This is a genomic window from Plantactinospora sp. ZYX-F-223, from assembly GCF_039649625.1.
GTDB lineage: Bacteria > Actinomycetota > Actinomycetes > Mycobacteriales > Micromonosporaceae > Plantactinospora.
In genome coordinates, this window is sequence record NZ_JBDJAV010000001.1 from 18,835 (window position 1) to 37,498 (window position 18,664).

17 protein-coding genes are annotated in these 18,664 nt (G+C 75.0%); 9 read left to right on the forward strand and 8 right to left on the reverse strand.

The genetic code is table 11. From position 1 onward, the window contains the following. Positions 1-71: 71 nt before the first annotated feature. The 4 genes from AAH979_RS00060 to AAH979_RS00075 form a co-directional block, all read right to left on the reverse strand. Entirely contained in the window at positions 72-761 is a 690-nt protein-coding gene (locus AAH979_RS00060) for a response regulator transcription factor (RefSeq protein ID WP_346256093.1), read from the reverse strand. Then, a complete protein-coding gene (locus AAH979_RS00065) occupies positions 758-1,933 on the reverse strand; it encodes a sensor histidine kinase (protein WP_346256094.1) in 1,176 nt (391 codons plus the stop codon). The genes AAH979_RS00060 and AAH979_RS00065 overlap by 4 nt, the downstream gene beginning before the upstream one ends. 78 nt (positions 1,934-2,011) lie before the next feature. Further along, a complete protein-coding gene (locus AAH979_RS00070; RefSeq protein WP_346256095.1) occupies positions 2,012-4,237 on the reverse strand; it encodes an MMPL family transporter in 2,226 nt (741 codons plus the stop codon). 134 nt (positions 4,238-4,371) lie between these two features. Further along, positions 4,372-5,019, reverse strand: a complete 648-nt coding sequence (locus AAH979_RS00075) for a metal-dependent phosphohydrolase (protein WP_346256096.1) — start codon at positions 5,017-5,019, stop codon at positions 4,372-4,374. 129 nt (positions 5,020-5,148) lie between these two features. Between AAH979_RS00075 and AAH979_RS00080 the strand changes: the two genes are divergently transcribed. From AAH979_RS00080 to AAH979_RS00120, 9 genes are all read left to right on the forward strand, one after another. Beyond that, on the forward strand, positions 5,149-6,738 hold the full coding sequence (locus AAH979_RS00080) for a phenylacetate--CoA ligase family protein (protein WP_346256097.1): 1,590 nt from the start codon (positions 5,149-5,151) through the stop codon (positions 6,736-6,738). Positions 6,739-6,741: 3 nt separating this feature from the next. After that, positions 6,742-7,182, forward strand: a complete 441-nt coding sequence (locus tag AAH979_RS00085; protein ID WP_346256098.1) for a DUF4188 domain-containing protein — start codon at positions 6,742-6,744, stop codon at positions 7,180-7,182. Then, a complete protein-coding gene (locus tag AAH979_RS00090; protein ID WP_346256099.1) occupies positions 7,179-8,270 on the forward strand; it encodes a hypothetical protein in 1,092 nt (363 codons plus the stop codon). Before AAH979_RS00085 ends, AAH979_RS00090 begins: the two co-directional genes overlap by 4 nt. Further along, positions 8,271-9,254 (forward strand): nitroreductase, encoded by a 984-nt coding sequence (locus AAH979_RS00095; protein WP_346256100.1) that lies wholly within the window; start codon positions 8,271-8,273, stop codon positions 9,252-9,254. Positions 9,255-9,283: 29 nt separating this feature from the next. After that, the gene (lepB, locus tag AAH979_RS00100; protein WP_346256101.1) at positions 9,284-9,805 is read left to right on the forward strand and encodes a signal peptidase I; all 522 of its coding nucleotides are present in this window, start codon (positions 9,284-9,286) and stop codon (positions 9,803-9,805) included. 154 nt (positions 9,806-9,959) lie between these two features. Beyond that, on the forward strand, positions 9,960-10,160 hold the full coding sequence (locus tag AAH979_RS00105) for a hypothetical protein (protein ID WP_346256102.1): 201 nt from the start codon (positions 9,960-9,962) through the stop codon (positions 10,158-10,160). A gap of 72 nt (positions 10,161-10,232) precedes the next feature. Beyond that, positions 10,233-10,736, forward strand: a complete 504-nt coding sequence (locus AAH979_RS00110; protein WP_346256103.1) for a MauE/DoxX family redox-associated membrane protein — start codon at positions 10,233-10,235, stop codon at positions 10,734-10,736. A 22-nt stretch (positions 10,737-10,758) separates the two neighbouring features. Next, positions 10,759-11,301: a hypothetical protein gene (locus AAH979_RS00115; protein WP_346256104.1), complete on the forward strand. Its 543-nt coding sequence runs from the start codon at positions 10,759-10,761 to the stop codon at positions 11,299-11,301. Next, complete coding sequence (locus AAH979_RS00120; protein ID WP_346256105.1) at positions 11,298-13,226, forward strand: ABC transporter ATP-binding protein; 1,929 nt, start codon at positions 11,298-11,300, stop codon at positions 13,224-13,226. Before AAH979_RS00115 ends, AAH979_RS00120 begins: the two co-directional genes overlap by 4 nt. 4 nt (positions 13,227-13,230) lie before the next feature. Here the strand turns inward: AAH979_RS00120 and AAH979_RS00125 are convergent, their stop codons facing one another. The 4 genes from AAH979_RS00125 to AAH979_RS00140 all read right to left on the reverse strand — a co-directional run bounded on the left by AAH979_RS00125 (position 13,231) and on the right by AAH979_RS00140 (position 18,642). Continuing rightward, positions 13,231-14,475 (reverse strand): BTAD domain-containing putative transcriptional regulator, encoded by a 1,245-nt coding sequence (locus tag AAH979_RS00125; protein ID WP_346256106.1) that lies wholly within the window; start codon positions 14,473-14,475, stop codon positions 13,231-13,233. A 99-nt stretch (positions 14,476-14,574) separates the two neighbouring features. Then, positions 14,575-15,819 (reverse strand): VWA-like domain-containing protein, encoded by a 1,245-nt coding sequence (locus tag AAH979_RS00130; RefSeq protein ID WP_346256107.1) that lies wholly within the window; start codon positions 15,817-15,819, stop codon positions 14,575-14,577. Further along, complete coding sequence (locus tag AAH979_RS00135) at positions 15,816-17,144, reverse strand: AAA family ATPase (RefSeq protein WP_346256108.1); 1,329 nt, start codon at positions 17,142-17,144, stop codon at positions 15,816-15,818. The genes AAH979_RS00130 and AAH979_RS00135 overlap by 4 nt, the downstream gene beginning before the upstream one ends. Positions 17,145-17,226: 82 nt before the next feature. After that, the gene (locus tag AAH979_RS00140; protein ID WP_346256109.1) at positions 17,227-18,642 is read right to left on the reverse strand and encodes a hypothetical protein; all 1,416 of its coding nucleotides are present in this window, start codon (positions 18,640-18,642) and stop codon (positions 17,227-17,229) included. Positions 18,643-18,664 lie beyond the last annotated feature (22 nt).

Consider the following 18,664-nt stretch of genomic DNA (forward strand, 5'->3'; position numbering starts at 1 on the left):
GGCGTACCGGCACCCCGACCGGGCGTCGCGGAAGGTGCACCCAGGATAGTCCGGGCCGCCAATCGCATCGATCATCGTCGTACCAGGCCGGTCCGGTAGGCGATGACGACGAGTTGGGTACGGTCCCGGGCGTGCAGCTTGGTCATGGCGCGCTGGATGTGGGTACGCACGGTCAGCGGGCTGACCACGAGCCGCTCGGCGATCTCGGCGTTCGACCTGCCCTCGGCGGCCAGCACCAGCACCTCGCGCTCCCGGGGCGTGAGCGTCGCCAGCCGCGCGACGGATCCGGCGGGCGGGTCCGGCTCGGCGGTGCTGAGGAAGCGGCTGATCAGGGCCCGGGTCGCCGCGGCCGACAGCAGCGCCTCGCCGGCCGCGACCGTGCGGATCCCGTCGAGCAGCCCGTCGGCGGAGACGTCCTTGCCGAGGAAGCCGCTGGCGCCCGCGCGCAGGGCCCGGGCGACGTACTCCTCGGTCTCGAAGGTGGTGAGCACGAGCACCCGGGTGGCGGTGAGGGTCGGGTCGGCGCAGATGGCGGCGGTGGCGTCGAGGCCGTTGACCCGGGGCATCCGGATGTCCATCAGGACGAGGGTGGGGTGATGGGCCCGGGTCAGCGCCACCGCCTCCGCGCCGTCGGCGGCCTCGCCCACCACCGCCATGTCGGGGTTGGCCTCGATCAGCAACCGGAAGGTCGCCCGGAGCAGCGCCTGGTCGTCGGCGAGCAGGACCCGGATGGTCCCGGGTCGGTCCTCGACGGCGGTCACGACCGGATCGGCAGTTCGGCGGTGACGGTGAACCCGCCGGCGGAGCGCGGTCCGGCCCGGAACCGGCCGCCCGCCGAGTGGGCGCGCTCGCGCATGCCGACGATGCCGAAGCCCTCGCCCGGCGGCCCGGCGGCGGACCCGGTGGGTGCGGAGTCGTTGTCGACGGTGATGGTCAGCCGGTCCGAGCCGTAGGCCAGCCGTACCGAGGCGGTGCTGGTGGCGGCGTGTCTGGTCACGTTGGTGAGGGCCTCCTGCACGATCCGGTACGCGGTCAGGTCGACGCCCGGGGAGAGTTGCCGCGCTTCGCCCTCGACGGTCACCTCGACGTCGAGCCCGGCGGAGGCGAACGCGGCGGTGAGTTCCGGGAGCCGCCCGAGCCCGGGAGCGGGATCCAGCGGGGAGTTCGGGTCGTCGGGCTGCCGCAGCAGGCCGACCGTGGCCTTCAGTTCGCGCAGCGCGGCGGAGGTGGTGCCGGTCAGCTCGGTGAGGATCCGGGGTACCTGCTCGGACCGGTCGCGCGCCAGGTAGGCGGCCGTGCCGGCCTGGGCGTTGGCCAGGGTCAGGTGGTGGGCGACGACGTCGTGCAGCTCGCGGGCGATGCGTACCCGCTCCTCGGCGACCCGGTGCCGGGCCTCCTCCTCGCGGCTCCGCTCGGCGTACTCCGCGCGGGCGGTGACGGCGGCCAGGTAGGCGTGCCGGAGCCGGGTGGCCTCGGCCAGCGCGACCGGCAGCAGCAGGAAGAGCAGCGGGTTGAGGACGGTCAGCAGCCAGGAGTAGCCGTAGTCGTCGCCGAGGAGTGCCGACACCACCACCGAGGCGGTGGCCGCGAGGTAGTAGCGCCGGGGGGTCCGGCCGGGGACCCGCACGGCCAGCTCGTGCAGCGCGACCATCAGCGGGGCGAGCAGCAACGGCGTGACCAGATAGCCGAACCCGCCGGCGGCGCTGGCACAGACCGCCGTGACCAGCACCACGGCACGCGGGTGGCTGCGCCGCCAGAGCAGCGCCAGCGCGCCGGCCAGGACCAGCGGGACGGCGGAGCGCCAGCTCAGGTTGTCGGTGCCGGAGAGGTCGCTGTTCAGCGAGGTGGGACCGGCGGCCGCGCAGACCATCAGGGCGACCAGGGCGGCGTCGACGAGCCGGGGGTGCTCCCTGGCGTACTGGCTGATCGTCATGACAGGCTCCGGCCGGCGTGGTCTGGAGTTCCATGGTCGATGATGCCCGCACCGCGAGCCGACCCGGGTTGCCGCAGCTCAGCCCGGCGATGACTGCCGGCCGGCCACCGGTACCGGGTCGACGGTCGGGGTGCTGTCGGTGGTGTGCCGGTGGCGGCGCAGGGCCCCGCCTTCCAGGTCGAGGCGCGGCAGCAGCCGGTCCAGCCAGCGCGGCAGCGCCCAGGCCCGCTCGCCGAGCAGCGCGAGCAGCGCGGGCACCAGGGCCATCCGGACGACGAAGGCGTCGAAGAGTACGGCGGCGGCCAGGCTGAACCCGATCATCTTGATCATGGCCAGGTCGGCGCCGACGAACCCGGCGAAGACGGCGATCATGATCAGCGCGGCGGCCACCACCACCCGGGCGCTGTGCCGGAAGCCGGTGACCACCGCCTGGCGGGCGGGTTCCCCATGGCTGTGCGCCTCCCGCATCCGCGAGACCAGGAACACCTCGTAGTCCATGGCCAGGCCGAAGACGATCCCCACCAGCGTGATCGGCATCAGGCTGATGATCGGCCCGGTCTGTTCGAGGCCGATCAGGTCGGCACCCCAGCCCCACTGGAAGACCGCGACGACCGCGCCGATCGCGGCGAGGAGCGAGAGCAGGAACCCGCAGACGGCCTTCAGCGGTACCAGCAGCGAGCGGAAGATCACCACCAGCAGCAGGAAGGCCAGGCCGAGCACGATCGCCAGGTACGGGGCGAGCGCCCCCGGCACCTTCCGCGCGACGTCGATCTCCACCGCCGTGCTGCCGGTGACCAGGAACGTCGCGCCGGTGCCGGCCACGGTGCCCGGCCGCGCGGCGCGGATGCGTCCGAGCAGGTCCGCGGTCTGCTCGCTGGTCGGTGAGCTGGACGGAACGGCGGTGAACAGCGCGGTGTCGCCGGCCGGGTTGAACTGTGCCGGGGAGACCGACACCACGCCGGGGGTCGCGGCGATCGTCGCCCCGATGGTCCGCGCCGCCGCCTGCGGATCGGCCGCGTTCCGGGCGTCCACCACGATGACCAGCGGGCCGTTGACGCCCGGCCCGAAGCCGGCCGCCAGCGCGTCGTACGCCCGGCGTTCGGTGGTCGCGGTCGACCGGCTCTCGTCGCCGGGCATGCCCAGCCGCAGGTCCAGCGCCGGAACGGCGAGCAGTACGAGGCCGGCGACCGAGCCGAGCAGTACGGCCACGGGCCGGCGCAGCACGAACCGCGCCCACCGGGTGCCGAGATTGTCGGCCGGACCCGCCGAACCGGTGGCCCGACCCCGGCGGACCCGCCGGGCGAGTACGGCGTCCGGGCAGAAAGCCAGCAGCGCGGGGACCAGGGTCACCGCGATCAGCACCGCGACGATCACCGCTCCGGCGGCGCTCAGGCCCATCCTGGCCGCCGTCGGAATGCCGACCGCCGCGAGCCCGGCCAGCGCGATGACCACGGTCAGCCCGGCGACCACCACCGCCGAGCCGGCGGTGCCGACGGCCAGCCCGGCGGCCTCCGGTGGCGGGTGCCCCTCGGCGCGCTCCTCCCGATAGCGGGAGACCACGAAGAGGGCGTAGTCGATCCCGACCGCGAGCCCGAGCATGGCGGCCAGGGTGGTGCTGGCGGTGGAGAGCCCGAAGGACGCGCCGACGGCGAAGATCGCCAGCAGGCTGACGCCCACCCCGAGCACGGCGGTGAGCAGCGGCAGCCCCGCCGCCATCAGCGAGCCGAACGTGACCAGCAGGACCAGCGCGGCGAGCCCGATCCCCACCACCTCGCTCACCCCGCCGACCTCGGGCTCGCTGGCCAGCACCGGCCCGCCGACCTCCACCGTCAACCCGGCCGCCCGTGCCCGGTCCACCGCCTCCCGCAACTGCTGCCGGCTGGCGTCGGTCAGGCCGTCGGCCGGCACCGAGTACGTGACGGTCGCGTACCCGGTGGATCCGTCCGCGCTCACCGCGCGGGCCCGGAACGGGTCGATGGCGGCGACGACCTGGCTGCCCCGGGACGCCTCGGCGACGAGCCGGTCGACGATCGCCCGGTTGCCCGCGTCGGCCAGCCGCTCCCCGACCGGGGCGACCAAGACGACCCGGGCGCTCGCCTGCTCGGCGTTGCCGGGGAAGCGCTGCCGCATCAGCTCGAACGCGTCGCTCGCCTCGATCCCCGGCATCGTCCCGGAGTCCTCCGGCAGTTCCGCCGCCGTGCTGGACGCGAGCCCGACGCCGCCCAGTACCGCCATCCAGACCAGCAGGACGTACCAGCGACGGCGGAAGGCCAGCCGGCCGAGTCGGTAGAGAAAGGTAGCCACGGGACAGGGGCCTCCGGGATCGGGATCGGTTGCCCCTCAGAGTCGGCCCCGGGAACCGTCCCGTCGTCGTGCGGCTGCTGACACCTCGGCTACTGAAATGGCAGTACGCCGCGCCGGGGTGCCGGGGACGGTGGTCAGGCGGGGACGCCGAGCCCGGCCAACTCGCGGCGCAGGTTGTCCCGGGCCGGCCGTTCACCCCGGCGGGCCAGCTCCGGCGTGTGATAGAGCGCCGGAAGGGCGAGCAGGTTTCGCAGCACCGCCGCGCGGCCGGCCCGGAACGACGGGTCGGGGACGTGCGCGTACTCGGCCCGGATCGCGGCGGCGTAGCGGTCGTACTCGGCGGCGGGGGAGGCCAGGATCGCCAGGTCGGCGTCGCAGAGCAGGGCGCCGTCCCGGTCCTCCGGCGCGGCCCGGTGCCCGGCGGTGAGCAGCACCAGCCGGACCACCTCGGCCACCGCCTCCGCCGGTATGCCGAGCCCGGTCAGCAGGCCGGCGGCGAGTTCCGCGCTCGCCCGCTCGTTGGCGTCGCCGCCCGCCCGGGGGTCGTAGACCGCGTCGTGGCACCAGGCCGCCAGCCGGACCAGGTCGGGCCGGGCGGCCTGGCCGGCCGCCTCGTCCACCACCGCGAGGACGGCCGCCAGGTGCCGCACGTCGTGGTAGCGCCGGTGCGGCTCGCGCCAGCGCTGGAGCAATTCGGCACCGGCGGCGGTGGTGGTCGCCTCGTCCCGGGTCGCTCCGGCCGCCACGGCCGCCGTACGCCACCGGGTCAGCAGTCCGGTCACCCGCCGAGTCTGGCAAGCTGTACCCGGCGACGGCAAGCACCCGCTGCCCACGGCGCCACCGCTACCGGGCAGCCAGGACTGGGTACGGATGCTCAGGTACGCGCGGCCGGGCCGGCCGACACTGCTGTGATGACCGAGACGTTGCGTCGGTACCCCGCTCCGTCCACACTCACGTCACCAGGTCTGACCCTCCGCGAACGCTGGCGCCGGGCACGCCTGTCGCTCGCCGGGCGGCTCCGGACAGCCGTGTTCCGGCTCGCCCTCCGGCACCCGGTCGGCTGGCGGTGGCTGGCCGGCCGGCACCACCCGGTCTTCGACCGGATCGCGGCGGCGAACGCGCGGGCGGTCTGCGCGCTCGCCGCGCTGGACGTCCCGGCGTACCGGGCCTTCCTGCGGGCCCGGCCGGACGGGGCACGGGTCCGCCGCCGGCTCGACGAGTTTCCGGAGACCGACAAGGAGAACTACGTCGTGCCGCACGACGCCGCCCGGCGCTGCTGGGGTGGCCGGCTGCCGGCCCGGGGCGTGGTGGTGGACGAGTCGGCCGGCTCGTCGGGCCGGCCGTTCAACTGGCCGCGCGGCGAGCGGGAACTGCGCGCGGTGCACCACGACATCGCCGGCTACACCAGCCTGGTCTTTCCGATGCGCCGGCCGTTCGTCATCAACGCCTACTCGATGGGCGCCTGGGCGACCGGGACCACCACCGGCGCCGCGATGTCCCGGATCGCGGTGGTGAAGAACACCGGCCCCGACCTCGGCAAGATCATCGATACGCTCCACGAGTTCGGGCCGGACTTCGACTACCTGGTGACCGCGTACCCGCCGTTCCTGAAGCACCTGCGGGACCGGCTCGACGCCGACGGCTTCCCCTGGTCGAGCTACCGCATTTCCGCCAGTTGCGGCGGCGAGGGGATGACCGAGGCGTTGCGGAGCTATCTGGAGGAGCGGTTCGCCCGGGTGCGGTCCGCGTACGGCGCCTCGGACCTGACCATCGGGATCGGCGCGGAGACCGCGTTCACGGTCTGGCTGCGGCGCCGGATGTGGACCGACTCCGGGTTCCGGGCGGCGGTGCTCGGCGCGCGGGAGCAGCGGCTGCCGATGGTGTTCCAGTACAACCCGCTGGCCACCTATCTGGAGACCAACGAGCGGCGCGAACTGCTCTGCACGGTGACCAGCCTGGACGTGCTCCAGCCACGGCTGCGCTACAACGTCGGCGACGAGGCGGTGCTGCTGCCGTACCGGAGGATCCTCGACCTGGTCCGGGACGATCCGCAGTGCCGGGCCGAGTGCCGGGCGGCGGTGGCCGGCGAGCGGATGACCCTGCCGGTGCTGCTGCTCTTCGGCCGGCGCGACTCGACGGTCTCCTACCTCGGCGCCAACCTCTATCCGCAGGATGTCGAGTACGGCCTCTACGCGGGCAACCCGTACGCGGCCGAGATCAGCCGGTTCCGGCTGGCGCTGGCCGAGGACGCGGGGCTGGAGACCCGGCCGGTGGTGCACCTGGAGTTGCGCCGCCCGCTGGCCGGACCGGTCCGCGACGCCCTCGCCGGGGCGTGCCGGGACGGGGTGCGCCGGCACCTCGCCGCCGTCTCCCGGGACTTCGCCCAGTCGTTGACCGAGGACCCGACCGCCGGTGAGCTGCGGGTGGAACTGCACGAGCCGGGTACCGGCCCGTTCGCCGGAGAGCAGAAGATCAAGAACGTCTACCTGCTGGGAGGTTGAGGCATGCGTACCCGGGATTTCTCCCAGGCCCCGGCGCAGGCTCGGGCCGGCGCGATGTTCATCGGCGCGACCCGCTACCGGAGCCCGCTGGCGATCCTGCGGCTCTGGCCGGTCTGGCTCCGGATGGTCCGCGACCTCCGGCGGATGTCCGGATACCGCTGGCACACCGTCTACTGGGAGTTTCCGTTCACCCTCGGCACCATCGCGTTCTTCGCCGACCGGGACGCGATGCTGCGGTTCGCGCGGTCCCGGCACCACCGGAGGCTGATGATGTGGGTCACCGACGGCACCCGGAACGCGACCGCCGGCTACATCCGGCTCTACACCGCCGAGCCGGACGGCTACTCCAACGGCGCGTGGCGGGCCGAGTCCACCGAGATGGCGCACATCCCGACCTTCACCCCGCTCGGCACCGAGACGACCGGACCGGCGGTGCGGCGGTGACCAGCGCCGCGACGACCACGTTGGAACGCGTCGTCGACCGGCGCGGGCTGCGGGACTTCCTCGCGGTCTCCGACCGGGTGTACGCGGACGAGCCGCGCTTCGTACCCCCGATCCGTGCCCAGGTCCGGCGCTGGTGGCGCGAGGGCGTGCCGATGTACCTGCTCCGGGACGCCGACACCGGTGCGGCGCTGGGCCGGACCACGTTGCACACCGACGCCGGCCTCGACGCCAAGCTCGGCCGGCGGTGCCAGCTCTTCGGGCTGACCGAGTTCACCGAGTCGGCGGCGGAGCCGCTCTTCGCGGCGATCACCGCGGCCGGCCGGGCCACCGGCGACCGGGAGGTGCTGTTCGGGCCGGTGGCGTTGCTGCCCAACGAGGCCGGCGGAGTCATCACCTCCGGGTACGCCGACCGCGGCTTCGTCGACAGCGCCTACAACCCGCCGAGGTACGTGACCGCCTACGAGTCGTACGGCTTCGCCCGGCGGTTCGAGTCGGACACCTGGATCTGCCCGGTGCCCCCGACCCCGGCCGGCTCCGATCCGGTCGTCGACGATCCGGAACTGCGGGTGCACCGGGGCGACCTGCGGCGGCTGGACGAGCAGCTCGATCTGCTGCGCGAGCTGCTGAACGCCTCCTTCGCCCAGCTCGGCTACTACACCGAGATCTCGGCCGAGCAGTTGCGCCGGCAGACCGACGGGCTGGCGTACCTGCTGGACGAGTCGTTGCTGCTCTATCTGACCCGGGCCGACCGGCCGGTGGCCTTCGTGCTCTGCATCCCGGACATCAGCGAGTTCGTGATCCGGGTCCGGGGCAACCTCAACCTGGTCAACCAGCTCCGGCTGCTGGCGACCCGGCGGCGGTACCGGCGGGAGGCGGTACTGATCGTCAAGGGCGTGCTGCCGGAATACCAGGGGCGCGGCTACCAGCGGATGCTCTCCGCGCAACTGCACCGGAACCTGCACGCCGGGGGCTACACCACGCTGCGCAGCACGTACGTCGGGCGGGACAACCCGGCCTCGGCCGCGCAGTTCCGGGGGATGGGCGGCCGGCCACTGCACGGGTACACCTTCTACGAGAAGGCGTTGTAGGTGGACGTCGCGGCGTTCCGGGCGCTGGAGCCGCTCTGCTGGCGGGCGCCGAGTGCGCACAACACCCAGCCGTGGCGGCTCGACTACCGGGCCGCGGAGATCCGGGTGGGCTGGGATCCGGCGGACGCGCTGCCGGCGGCCGATCCGTCCGGCCGGGACCTGTGGCTGTCGCTCGGCGCGTTCGTCGAGACCTGCCTGGTCGTGGCGGCCGACGCCGGGCTGCGGGTCGGGTTCGTGCCGGACCACTGCGCCGGGGAGCGTCGGGTGGGCTGGCTGCGGGCGTCCGGGAGCCGTTACGACACCCCGTTCGGGGCGGCGGAGGTGCGCGGGCGGCGTACCCATCGGGGGCGCTTCTCGGCGGGTCCGCCGGCCGAGGCGGTCGCGGCCGCCGACGCGGTGGCGCGGGCGGCCGGCGGAGCGGTCCGGATGGTGCCGGACGCCGACCTGCTGGCCCGACTGCTCCGGGTCGCCGACCGGCACCTGTACGCGGATCCGGCGGTCGTCGCCGAGCTGCGGTCCTGGCTGCGGCTCACCCCGGGACACCCGGGCTACCGCGCCGACGGGCTTTCCGACCGCTGCCTGGGGCTGTCCCGGGGCGAGGCGACCGGACTGCGGGCGGCCCTGGCGGCGTACCCGGTGCTGCGCCGGCTCGGGTTGCCCCGGCTGCTTGCCGCGGCCGCCGGCAACCCGCTCGCGCTCGGCGGCGCGGTGCTGGTCCTCGTCGGACCGTCCGGAGCGGACGACGCGGGCCTGGTCGGGTTCGGGCGGGTGCTGATGCGGGTCTGGCTGACCCTGCACGCCGCCGGCCTGGCGGCGCATCCGTTGAGCCAGCTCATCGACGCGCCCGCGACCCGCGACGCGCTGGGTTCGGTGCTGGACGCGCCGCCGGATCGGCTGCTGCACGTCGCCCGGGTCGGCCGACCGGCCGGTACGGCGCCGCGCTCGGCCCGCCGGACCGGCGGTGCCGAGCACGCCGGCGACTGACCGCCCGGCTGTCGATACAGTGGTGAGCCATGGACGGAGCGTGGCCTGCCGGGCTGGCCGTCGTGCTGGCAGTCGTGGCGGTGCTCGGCATCGCGCTGCTCCGTAGGCGGTTCGTGGTGGTGACCGTGCGCGGCCCCAGCATGGAGCCGGCGCTGCGGGAGGGTGACCGGGTCCTGGTCCGCCGCCGCCGTGCCGCGCAGCTCCGCACCGGCGACCTGGTCGTCTTCGCCGAGGCGCCGGAGCCGCTGGTCCGGCGGGCGGGAACCCCCGGGTCGACTCCGACCCCGGACCCGAGGCGGGCGTCGGTCCCGAGCCGGCCACCCGGCCAGGTGCGCCCGTCCGACGGATGGCTGATCAAGCGGGCCGTCGCGGTCGCGGGCGACCCCGTGCCGCACGGTGCCGGGCCGGCGCTGGCCACCCTGGACGACGAGGTCGTTCCCCCGGACCGGCTGGTCGCGATCGGCGACAACGCGGCGTCGAGCTACGACTCCCGGCACTACGGCTACGTCACCGCCGACCGGCTGCTCGGCGTCGTGCTCCGCCGGATCTGAGCCGGCCTCCCCGCCTGGCCGGATCCGAGTCGCCGCCGCCAGCCTGGCCGGATCCGAGTCGCCGCCAGCCCCAGCCGCACTATGCGGAAGCTGTATGGCCGGTGTAGCGCCGGTGCCTAGCGTGGGGCCCGACCGTTCCGGAAGGGAGTGCAGGATGAAGAGGTTCGTCCGCCGGGTCGCCGACAGGATGGTGACGATGGCCGTGCCGAAGGTCGAGGCACAGGCCCAACCCTGCTGGTGGAGCAGCTACTGCTACTGCCGCTCCAGCTATCTCTACTACGAGCGGTGCTGCGCACAGGGCACCGGCTACACCTGTAGCTGCCAGGCGCGTACCGGACCCACCGGCTGTCCGTAGCCCACACCTCGGCGGTGCCGGCCCCGTACCGGCACCGCCGAGCCGGTACCGGACCGAGGGAGGTGGCAGGCGGTGGCGTACCTGGGAATCGGCTGCGGGGTGCTGCTGGCCGTGGTCTTCGGCTGGTCGGCGGCGAGCAGGCTGCGTTCCCGGCACGCGTTCCGCGAGTTCGCAGGCTCCCTCGCCCCGCTGGTACGCCGTACCGGGGCGGTGGCGGTGCTGCTCACCGTCGTCGAGGCACTGGTGCCGCCGTTGCTGCTGGTGGCACCGGCCTGGGGCTTCGGGCTGGCCGCCGGGCTGCTCGCCGTACTGGCCGCAGGGGTGCTGCTGGCCGTCCGGCGCCGGCTGGACGTACGCTGCCGCTGCTTCGGCAACGGCACGGCGCGGCTCGGCGTGCGGCACGTCGTACGCAATCTGTTGCTGTTCCTGGTCGCCGGGACGGGCCTGTTAGCGGCGCTGTCGGCCGGTGCGGCCCCGCCCGTCGGCGGACCCGGCGTGCTGCTCTCGGTGGGCGCCGCCGCCATCGTGGCGACCTTCGTCGTCCACCTCGACGACCTCGTCGAGCTGTGGGCGTGACCGACACAGGGGGAGACCCGTCGTGCCCTACCTCGTCGTGGCGATCGTCCTGATCGGACTCGTCGCTGGAGCGAACCTGATTTTCACCTACGGCGTCATCCGGCGGCTGCGCGAGCACACCGCCCGGCTGGACGCGATGGGCGCCGGGCGCCCCGATTACGACCTCATCCTGGCGGCGGGTGCCGAACCGGGGCCGTTCGCGCCGGTGCGGACCACCACGGGTGAGGCGCTCGGCCCGGACGACCTGGCCGGCGGCACCCTGGTCGGGTTCTTCTCGCCGGACTGTGCCCCCTGCCGGGAGCAGGCGCCCCGGTTCGCCGAGCGCGCGGCGGCCGGCGGCCGGGAGCGGGTCCTCGCCGTCGCCGTCGGCACACCCGAGGCCACCGGGGAACTGGTGGCCCTGCTCGAACCGGTCGCCCGGGTGGTGGTCGAGGTCGAGGAGGGTCCGCTGCACCGGGCGTTCGCGGTCCAGGGCTATCCGGCGATGTGCGTGCTGGACGGCGACGGCCGGGTCAAGGCCGCTGGCTCCGCGGTCGACCGGCTGCCCGAACTGCCGGCGGTATGACCCGGACCGCCGACCCGGAGGCGTGGCAGGCGGCACCCACGGCGACGCGCCTCGGCGCGGGTACCGCCGGGCGGTATCTGGTCGACGCCCTCGGGCTGGCCTGGCGGGCGGCGCCGGCCGCGACCGTGGCCAAACTGCTGCTCGTGCTCCTGGCCGGCGGCGGGCCGGTGGCGCTGGCCTGGCTCACCAAGCTGGTGGTGGACCGGCTGGCGGCCGGCCAGCCCGGCCGGCAGCTCGGCGACGTGCTGGCGCTGGCCGCCGCGCTGGGGGTGGTCGGCGCGGCCGTGGCGGCCCAGCCACACCTGGCCGGGTACGTCGACGGCGTCAGTGGGCGGGCGCTCCGGCTGCTGGTGACCGGTCGCCTCTACACGGCGGTGAACGGGTTCGCCGGGCTGGCCCGGTTGGAGAATCCCCGCTTCCGGGACCGGCTGCAACTGGCCGAGGGCGCCGGGCGGCTCGGGCCGGCCCAGTGCGTCAGCGGCGGGCTCGGCGTCGCGCAGGGCGTCCTGACCCTGCTCGGCTTCGTCGGCTCCCTGCTGGCCGTCGCCCCGGCGATGGTGCTGGTGGTCGTGGTGGCGGCCGCGCCGACCACCTGGGTGGAGATCCGGCTCAGCCGGCAGCGCGCCGCGCTCGCCTGGCGGCTCGGGCACGCGCAGCGGCGCGAGCTGTTCTACGCCCGGCTGCTGACCAGCCTCGAAGCGGCCAAGGAGATCCGGCTCTTCGGACTCGGCGACTTCTTCAACACCCGCTTGCTGCGGGAACTGCGGCACGTCAACCGCGAACAGGACACGATGGACCGCCGCGAGATGCTCGGCCAGGCGGGGCTGGCGCTGCTGGCGGCGGCGGTGGCGGCCGGGGGGCTGGCCTGGGCGGTCGCGCTCGCGGCCGGCGGCCGGCTCGGCGTCGGCGACGTCACCCTCTTCGTGGCCGCGGTGGCCGGGGTGCAGGCGGCGCTCGGCGGCATGGTGGCGCAGGGCGCGGCGACGCACCATGCGCTGCTGCTCTTCGACCACTACCGGGCGGTGGTGGCCGCGCCGCCCGACCTGCCGGAGCCGGCCCGGCCGGGAGTGGGTCCGGGGCCGCTGGAACGCGACGTCGAGCTGCGCGACGTCTGGTTCCGGTACGCCGACGGCCAACCGTGGGTGCTGCGCGGGGTGGACCTGGTCATCCCGGCCGGCTGCGCGGTGGGACTGGTCGGGCTCAACGGGGCCGGCAAGAGCACACTGGTCAAGCTGCTGTGCCGGTTCTACGACCCGGTCCGGGGCAGCGTCCGCTGGGACGGCACCGACCTGCGCGAGTACGACGTGCGTGGGCTGCGCGAACGGCTCGGCGTGGTGTTCCAGGACTTCATGGGGTACGACCTCTCGGCGGCGGAGAACATCGGCGTCGGCGACCTGGGCCGGCTCGACGACCGGGCGGCGGTGATGGGCGCGGCCCGGCTCGCCGGCTGCCACGAGACCCTCGCCGCGCTGCCTGCCGGATACGACACGCTGCTGTCCCGGATCTTCCTCGACGAGGCGGACTCGGCGGACCCACGGGCCGGTGTCGCGCTCTCCGGCGGGCAGTGGCAGCGGGTGGCGGTCGCCCGTTCCCTGCTGCGGGACCAGCGGGACCTGCTGATCCTGGACGAGCCGACGGCCGGGCTGGACGCCGAGGCCGAGCACGAGGTGCACCGGCGGCTGCGCACGCTCCGGCGGGGGCGTACCAGCCTGCTGATCTCGCACCGGCTCTCCGCCGTCCGGGACGCGGACCTCATCGTGGTGCTGGAGGACGGTCGGATCGTCGAACAGGGCTCGCACGAGTCACTGATCTCCCGCGACGGCCGGTACGCCCGGCTCTTCCGGCTCCAGGCCAGCGGCTACCAGGTACCGGTGTCGACCGTGGACGAGCCGGTGCCCGGGGTGCGGGGTGGCGGAGCCGGCTGAGCGGTCAACCGACGGCGAGGTCGACGGCCGCGGCCGGGGTGTCGGCGCCCTGGATGCCGGGTACGGGTCGACCGGCCGAGTCCACCACCGTCCAGCCGCCGAGCGCGACGACCGGAACGCCGCCGCGTACCGCCGCCGCGGCCTCGCACAGGGTGCCCCAGGAGCCGCCGACCACGATCACCGCGTCGGCCGACCAGCCCAGCAACCCGGTGCGGGACTGCCCGAACTCCATCGGGACCACCACGCCGTGCTCGGCCCGGGCACCGGCGGCAACCGCCTCCACCAGCCCGTCCTCCCCGCCGCAGAGCACCGCCGCACCGCGCCGGGCCAACAGCCGCCCCAACTGTCCGGCCTGGGCGAGTTCGGCGTCGGTGCGCGGGCCGGGGCCGCAGACCGCCACCTGCACCGGTCGACCGGTGCCGTCGCCGTCACCCCGGCCGGGTCGACGGGCCGGCGGGGCCTGGGGACGGGGTAGGCCGGTCCGGAGCAGGCCGGGATCCCGGCGCAGGATCGCCGCGTGCAACCGGGCGAGTTCGCGGTCCGGGTCGAGGCCGAGCGACTCCCGCAACTCCGCGCAGGCGCCGGAGTACGAGGCGAGGGCTCCGGCGACGTCGCCGAGCCGGTAGAGCGCGAGCATGAGCTGCCGGCGCGGGTGCTCCCGCAGCGGAAAGGCCGCGATGTGCTGGCGCAGGTCGGCGACGAGCCCCGGCCCGCCACCGTGTCCGGCCCGGAGCAGGTCCAGCCGTACCTCGAAGTAGTCCTCCGCGACCCCGGTGCGGCGTTCCTCCAGCACCGTGGCCGCAGCCGCCAGCACCGGGCCGGTACGCAGACCGGCCAGCGGCGGGCCCCGCCACAGCCGCAGCGCCTCCGCGTACGCGGACTCGGCCAGCAGGAGCTCACCCTCCGCGTGCCGGCGGCGCGCCTGCGCGCAGAGCTGGTCGAACTCCACGAGGTCGACCACCTCGCACCCGAGGTGCAGCCGGTAGCCACCCGGCTCGGTCGCGAGCTGCTGTCCGTTCCGGAACACCGACCGGCGCAGTTCGGTCGCGTAGGTGCGCAGGTTGGGGATGGCCGAGCGGGGCGGCCTGCCGTCCCACAACTCGTCGAGCATCCGGTGCCACGGCACGAGCTGCCCGGCGTGCAGCACCAGCATGGCCAGCAGCGCCCGGGGTTTGTGGGCCGTGAGCGGGACCGGACGCAGACCGTCGAGAAGCTCGAACGAACCCAGAAGCCGGAACTCGAATGCCATGCTCGCCCCCGTGACGATCTGCACTCCCTTGCCGGACAGCGTCGATGCTGTTGCGGTCAAGTTACCGAAAAACTTCCGGAAATATCAAGGGCAGCCGATCTATCCGGGGCCGATCTCCACCACCCGGGCCCAGCCCGGCGGCGCGTCCGGTACGTAGTCGGGATCGTTCTCCCGCCAGGACCGGGCCGCGCTCGGCCGGGGAAACAGCCCCACCACCGTCCGGCACGCCGGCCGGGTGGCCGGCCACGGGGTCTGGCCGTCGGTGAGTACCACCACGACGTCCGGAGCGGGCCGGGTCCGCAGCGCCGCCGTGAATCCGGTCCGCAGGTCCGTCCCGCCGCCGCCGAGCAGCGGAATCCCCTCGGCCCGGCACAGCCGGTGCACGGTCCCGGCCGCCGCGTCACACGGCAGCACGCTGACCAGGTCACGCCGGCCGCCCACGGCGCGACCGATCGCGGCGACCTCCAGGAGCGCACTGCCCAGTTCGGCGTCGCTGACCGAGCCGGAGGTGTCGATCACCACGGAGACCCGGGGCGGTCTGCGGCGCAGGCTCGGCAGGATCACCCCGGGCAGGCTGGCGGAGCGCCGCGCCGGCCTGCCGTACGTGTAGTCGTCGCCCGCGCCGGGGCCGTTGGCCGCCGAGCGGATGGCGGCGCCGAGCAGGTCCCGCCACGGCTGCGGCGGATGGAACGCCTCCTCCGCCCACCGCCGCCAGCCCTTCGGTGCCGTACCCGGCCGGGCGGCGATGCCCTGCGCGACCCGGAACCGGACCGCGTCCCGCTCCTCGGCGGTGAGCCCGTGCGCGCCGTCGGGTCCCAGGTCCCACTCCCGGTCCAGCCCGTCGGCACCACTGCCGCAGTCCAGCCAGACGAAGTCCTGGGTGTGCGGGCCGAGCCGGAACTGCCGCAGGTAGTCCTCCATCAACTCGCCCGGGGAAAGGCCGAGCAGCCCCGGATCGACGGCGCCGTCGGGTCGGGCCAGCCCGTCCCCGTACACGTCGTCGTTGATCTCGCAGTCCGCCGCGATGTTCATCCGCAGCCGTTCTCCCGGCCCGACCAGCCCGCGCCGCACGGCGACCCGGTCGCCGCGGCCGTGATGGTCGCGCAGCAGGTGGGAGACCTCGTGCACCCACACCCCGGCCAGTTCCGCCACCGGGGTCCGGTCCACGAACGCGGGCGAGACGTAACACCGCCAGTGCCGGTCCACGGCCATCGTCGGCACCCGCCGCGACTCCACGGCGTGCAGCGCGAAGAGCGCCGTCGCCAGGTAGGGCCGGACCCGGGCCGCGTGCAGCCGGGCGGTGAAGAGCTTCTCGGTGTCGAGGGCACCGGTCGGGCGGGTCATCGGCCGGCCCCGGCGGTGGCGGCGACCCGGGTCGCCACCTGGTCCGCCCGCCGGGTCAACGAGACCACCCCGGCGAGCCGGTCGATCGACTCCGGCAGGTCCCAGTCGGGCTGGCGGAGCGCGGCGAGCGTGGTCGCGGGTACCACCACCAGGTCCGGGGCGCCGGTCTCCAGCGCCCGGACCAGCAGTTTCCAGGCCGCGTCCCAGCGGGACCGGTCGGGGAGCTTCCGGACCGCCTCGACCACCCCGTCGAGTACGGCCTGCCGCAGGTCGCCCCGCTCCGGCAGGTCCGCCCGGGCCGGGTCGGCCAGCAGCGACTCGGGGTCCGGCAGGTCCAGCCGGTCCAGGCTGGCCAGCAACTCCAGCCCCGGGCCGTCGCCGACGGTGCCCCGGACCAGCATGGAGAGCACCTCCCGGGAGGTGTCGGCCGCGGTGGCGAAGGCGACCAGCCGCAGCGTCATGTCCCAACTGCGCGGTGACGGCCAGGGGCCACCCCGGCGGGCCTCGTTGTCCGGCAGCCGGTGCACGAGCCCGGGGCGGGCGGTCAGGAACCCGCACACCGCGCGCCGGGCGAACGCCACCGCCTCGGGCAGCCGCTCCGGGGCGAGTCGGGGCAGCACGGCCGTGGACCAGGTCCCGCCCAGCCCCCGGACCACGACCTGGTGGTCGTACGTCCACTGGAGATGTACGAAGCGGTTGGCCAGCGGCGGGCTCAGCTCCCAGCCGTCGGCCGCCGAGGAGCGTGGGTTGGCGGCGGCCACGATCCGCACTCCGGGCGGCAGCCGCAGCGCCCCGACCCGCCGTTCCAGCACCACCCGGAGCAGCGCGGCCTGCACGGCCGGCGGTGCGGTGGAGAGCTCGTCCAGGAAGAGCAGACCCCGGCCGGCCCGTACCAGGCGGACGGCCCAGTCCGGCGGGGCCATCGGCACACCCTGTACCGCCGGATCGTCACCGATCACCGGCAGCCCGGCGAAGTCCGACGGCTCGTGCACGCTGGCGATCACCGTGGTCAGTGGCAGGTCGAGAGCGGAGGCGAGCTGGTTCAGTACGGCCGTCTTGCCGATTCCCGGCTCTCCCCAGAGCAGCACCGGCAGGTCGGCGGCCACGGCCAGGGTCAGCGCCTCCAGTTGCGGGTCGGGCCGCGGCTCGGTCGCGGTGTCGCCCAGCAGGGCGAGCAGTTCGGCGGCGACGTCGAGCTGGCCCACCCGGGACGATTCGGCCGGGACACCGGGAGCGGCAGCCGGAGCGGGGGGTGGGGACGCGGAGCGGGCGGGGGAGGCGGGCGCGACGACGGAGGAGGGGGCGGACGGCACGGAGATACGCATGTGAGATCACCTTGAGGTCGAGTCGGGCCGGCAGGGGCCGGTCGGCACCTGGGCCGGGAAGGGAGGGGACGGGGCGCGCGGGTCAGCGGGCGGTCGCGTGCCGCGGATGTGCCCGGGAGGAGGTACGCGGAAGTCGGGCGGCCCGCCGGGACAGGTCACGGGGGCGCCCGCCGAGCCCGCTGGCCGGGTGCGGGGCGGATCCGCCCAGCCCGGCCCGGTACAGCCCGTGCGAGACCCGGCGGAGCGCCGCCGCCTCCAGCTCGTCCCGCAGCGCGCCGGCGCGGAGCAGCGCGTCCGGTCCGAGCAGCCGCTCGACGGCGGCCACGGCTCCGTCGGTGTCACCGTGGTCCAGCCGGGCCCGGATGTCGCCGAGGTTCTCCGGCTGGCGGTGTGCCCCGTCGATGGCCTGCAGACAGGGCAGCGGCGTGCCGGTCAGCGCGGCCAGCAACTCCTCGCGGCGGATCTCGGCGGGATCGTGGTCCAGCGCGACGAGTGTGCCGCCGACCAGGCCGATGCGGTGCCGGGCGCCGCGGCACTCGACGTACCGGGGGGCGGAGTCGCCGAGCAGGGCCGCCGGGGTCTCGGCGACCGGGCGGTCCGGGCTGAGCGCCGAGGCGACCAGCGGGTGTAGTTGGTCGGGCCGGATCAGCCCGGCCCGGAGCAGCGCCAGGTCGGGCAGTACCCAGGTCGCGGCGTCCGGCAGCACCGGCAGCCCGGCGGGGTGACTCCGGGCCGGCACCGTCCGGATCCGTAATCCGGTGGGTCCGCCGCCCGGATCCGGCAGCAGGTCCAGCAGCAGCCGGTGCCGGGAGCCGAGCCGGACGGTGACGGTGCCGCCGCTGCTGCCCTCCGCGCGGAGCAGCAGCTCCGCCTCGGCGGCCCAGCACGGCACCGCGCAGTCGAAGCCGTCCGGCAGGTCCCGTTCCGCGTCGAGCCGGCCGGTGCCGGGTTGCCACTCTGCACCGGACCGGGCCCGCAGCTCTCCGGCCCGGCGTACGTCCCAGAGGTGGCGGTGCAGGTCGAGCCGGAACCGCCGGTCCGGGCGGGGATGCGGATGTGGCCCGTCCCGTTCGGCCGGCCGTGCCGGGTCCCACAGCGCGAGGCTGATCCGCTGCCCGGCGTCCGCCCAGGCCGGCGCGGTCCGGGCCACCAGGTGCGGGCTGCCGGCGTCGGTCCCGGGGTACCGGGCCAGCGCAATGGTCAGGCCCGGTCGCAGCAACCCGTCCGGAGCCACCCGGGGCAGGTGCCAGCGCAGCAGGTCAGGGGCGAGATGGCAGAGGTCGGCCCGGAGCTGGGCCGCCAGTTCGCGGCCGTAGCTGCGTGCCACCGAACGCAGTCGCAGGTCCACGTCGACGCGTGCGGCGGCGCAGGCTCCGGCCCAGTCGCCGAGAGCACGGCGGGCGGTAGCCAACTCGATCATGGAGGGCGGCACGGCGAACTCGCGTACGCGCTGCCAGAAGGAGAGCCGGGAGTCCCTGTCCACAGTCGATGGGTGCATCAGCACTCACCTTGCGTGGACT

What these genes read in the sequence shown, in the direction of transcription:
- AAH979_RS00105 (WP_346256102.1), top strand. Translation starts at nt 9,960, where the DNA reads ATGAAGAGGTTCGTCCGCCGGGTCGCCGACAGGATGGTGACGATGGCC.
- AAH979_RS00125 (WP_346256106.1), bottom strand. Translation starts at nt 14,475, where the DNA reads ATGGCATTCGAGTTCCGGCTTCTGGGTTCGTTCGAGCTTCTCGACGGT.
- lepB (WP_346256101.1), top strand. Translation starts at nt 9,284, where the DNA reads ATGGACGGAGCGTGGCCTGCCGGGCTGGCCGTCGTGCTGGCAGTCGTG.
- AAH979_RS00140 (WP_346256109.1), bottom strand. Translation starts at nt 18,642, where the DNA reads ATGCACCCATCGACTGTGGACAGGGACTCCCGGCTCTCCTTCTGGCAG.
- AAH979_RS00065 (WP_346256094.1), bottom strand. Translation starts at nt 1,933, where the DNA reads ATGACGATCAGCCAGTACGCCAGGGAGCACCCCCGGCTCGTCGACGCC.
- AAH979_RS00135 (WP_346256108.1), bottom strand. Translation starts at nt 17,144, where the DNA reads ATGCGTATCTCCGTGCCGTCCGCCCCCTCCTCCGTCGTCGCGCCCGCC.
- AAH979_RS00130 (WP_346256107.1), bottom strand. Translation starts at nt 15,819, where the DNA reads ATGACCCGCCCGACCGGTGCCCTCGACACCGAGAAGCTCTTCACCGCC.
- AAH979_RS00120 (WP_346256105.1), top strand. Translation starts at nt 11,298, where the DNA reads ATGACCCGGACCGCCGACCCGGAGGCGTGGCAGGCGGCACCCACGGCG.
- AAH979_RS00080 (WP_346256097.1), top strand. Translation starts at nt 5,149, where the DNA reads ATGACCGAGACGTTGCGTCGGTACCCCGCTCCGTCCACACTCACGTCA.
- AAH979_RS00085 (WP_346256098.1), top strand. Translation starts at nt 6,742, where the DNA reads ATGCGTACCCGGGATTTCTCCCAGGCCCCGGCGCAGGCTCGGGCCGGC.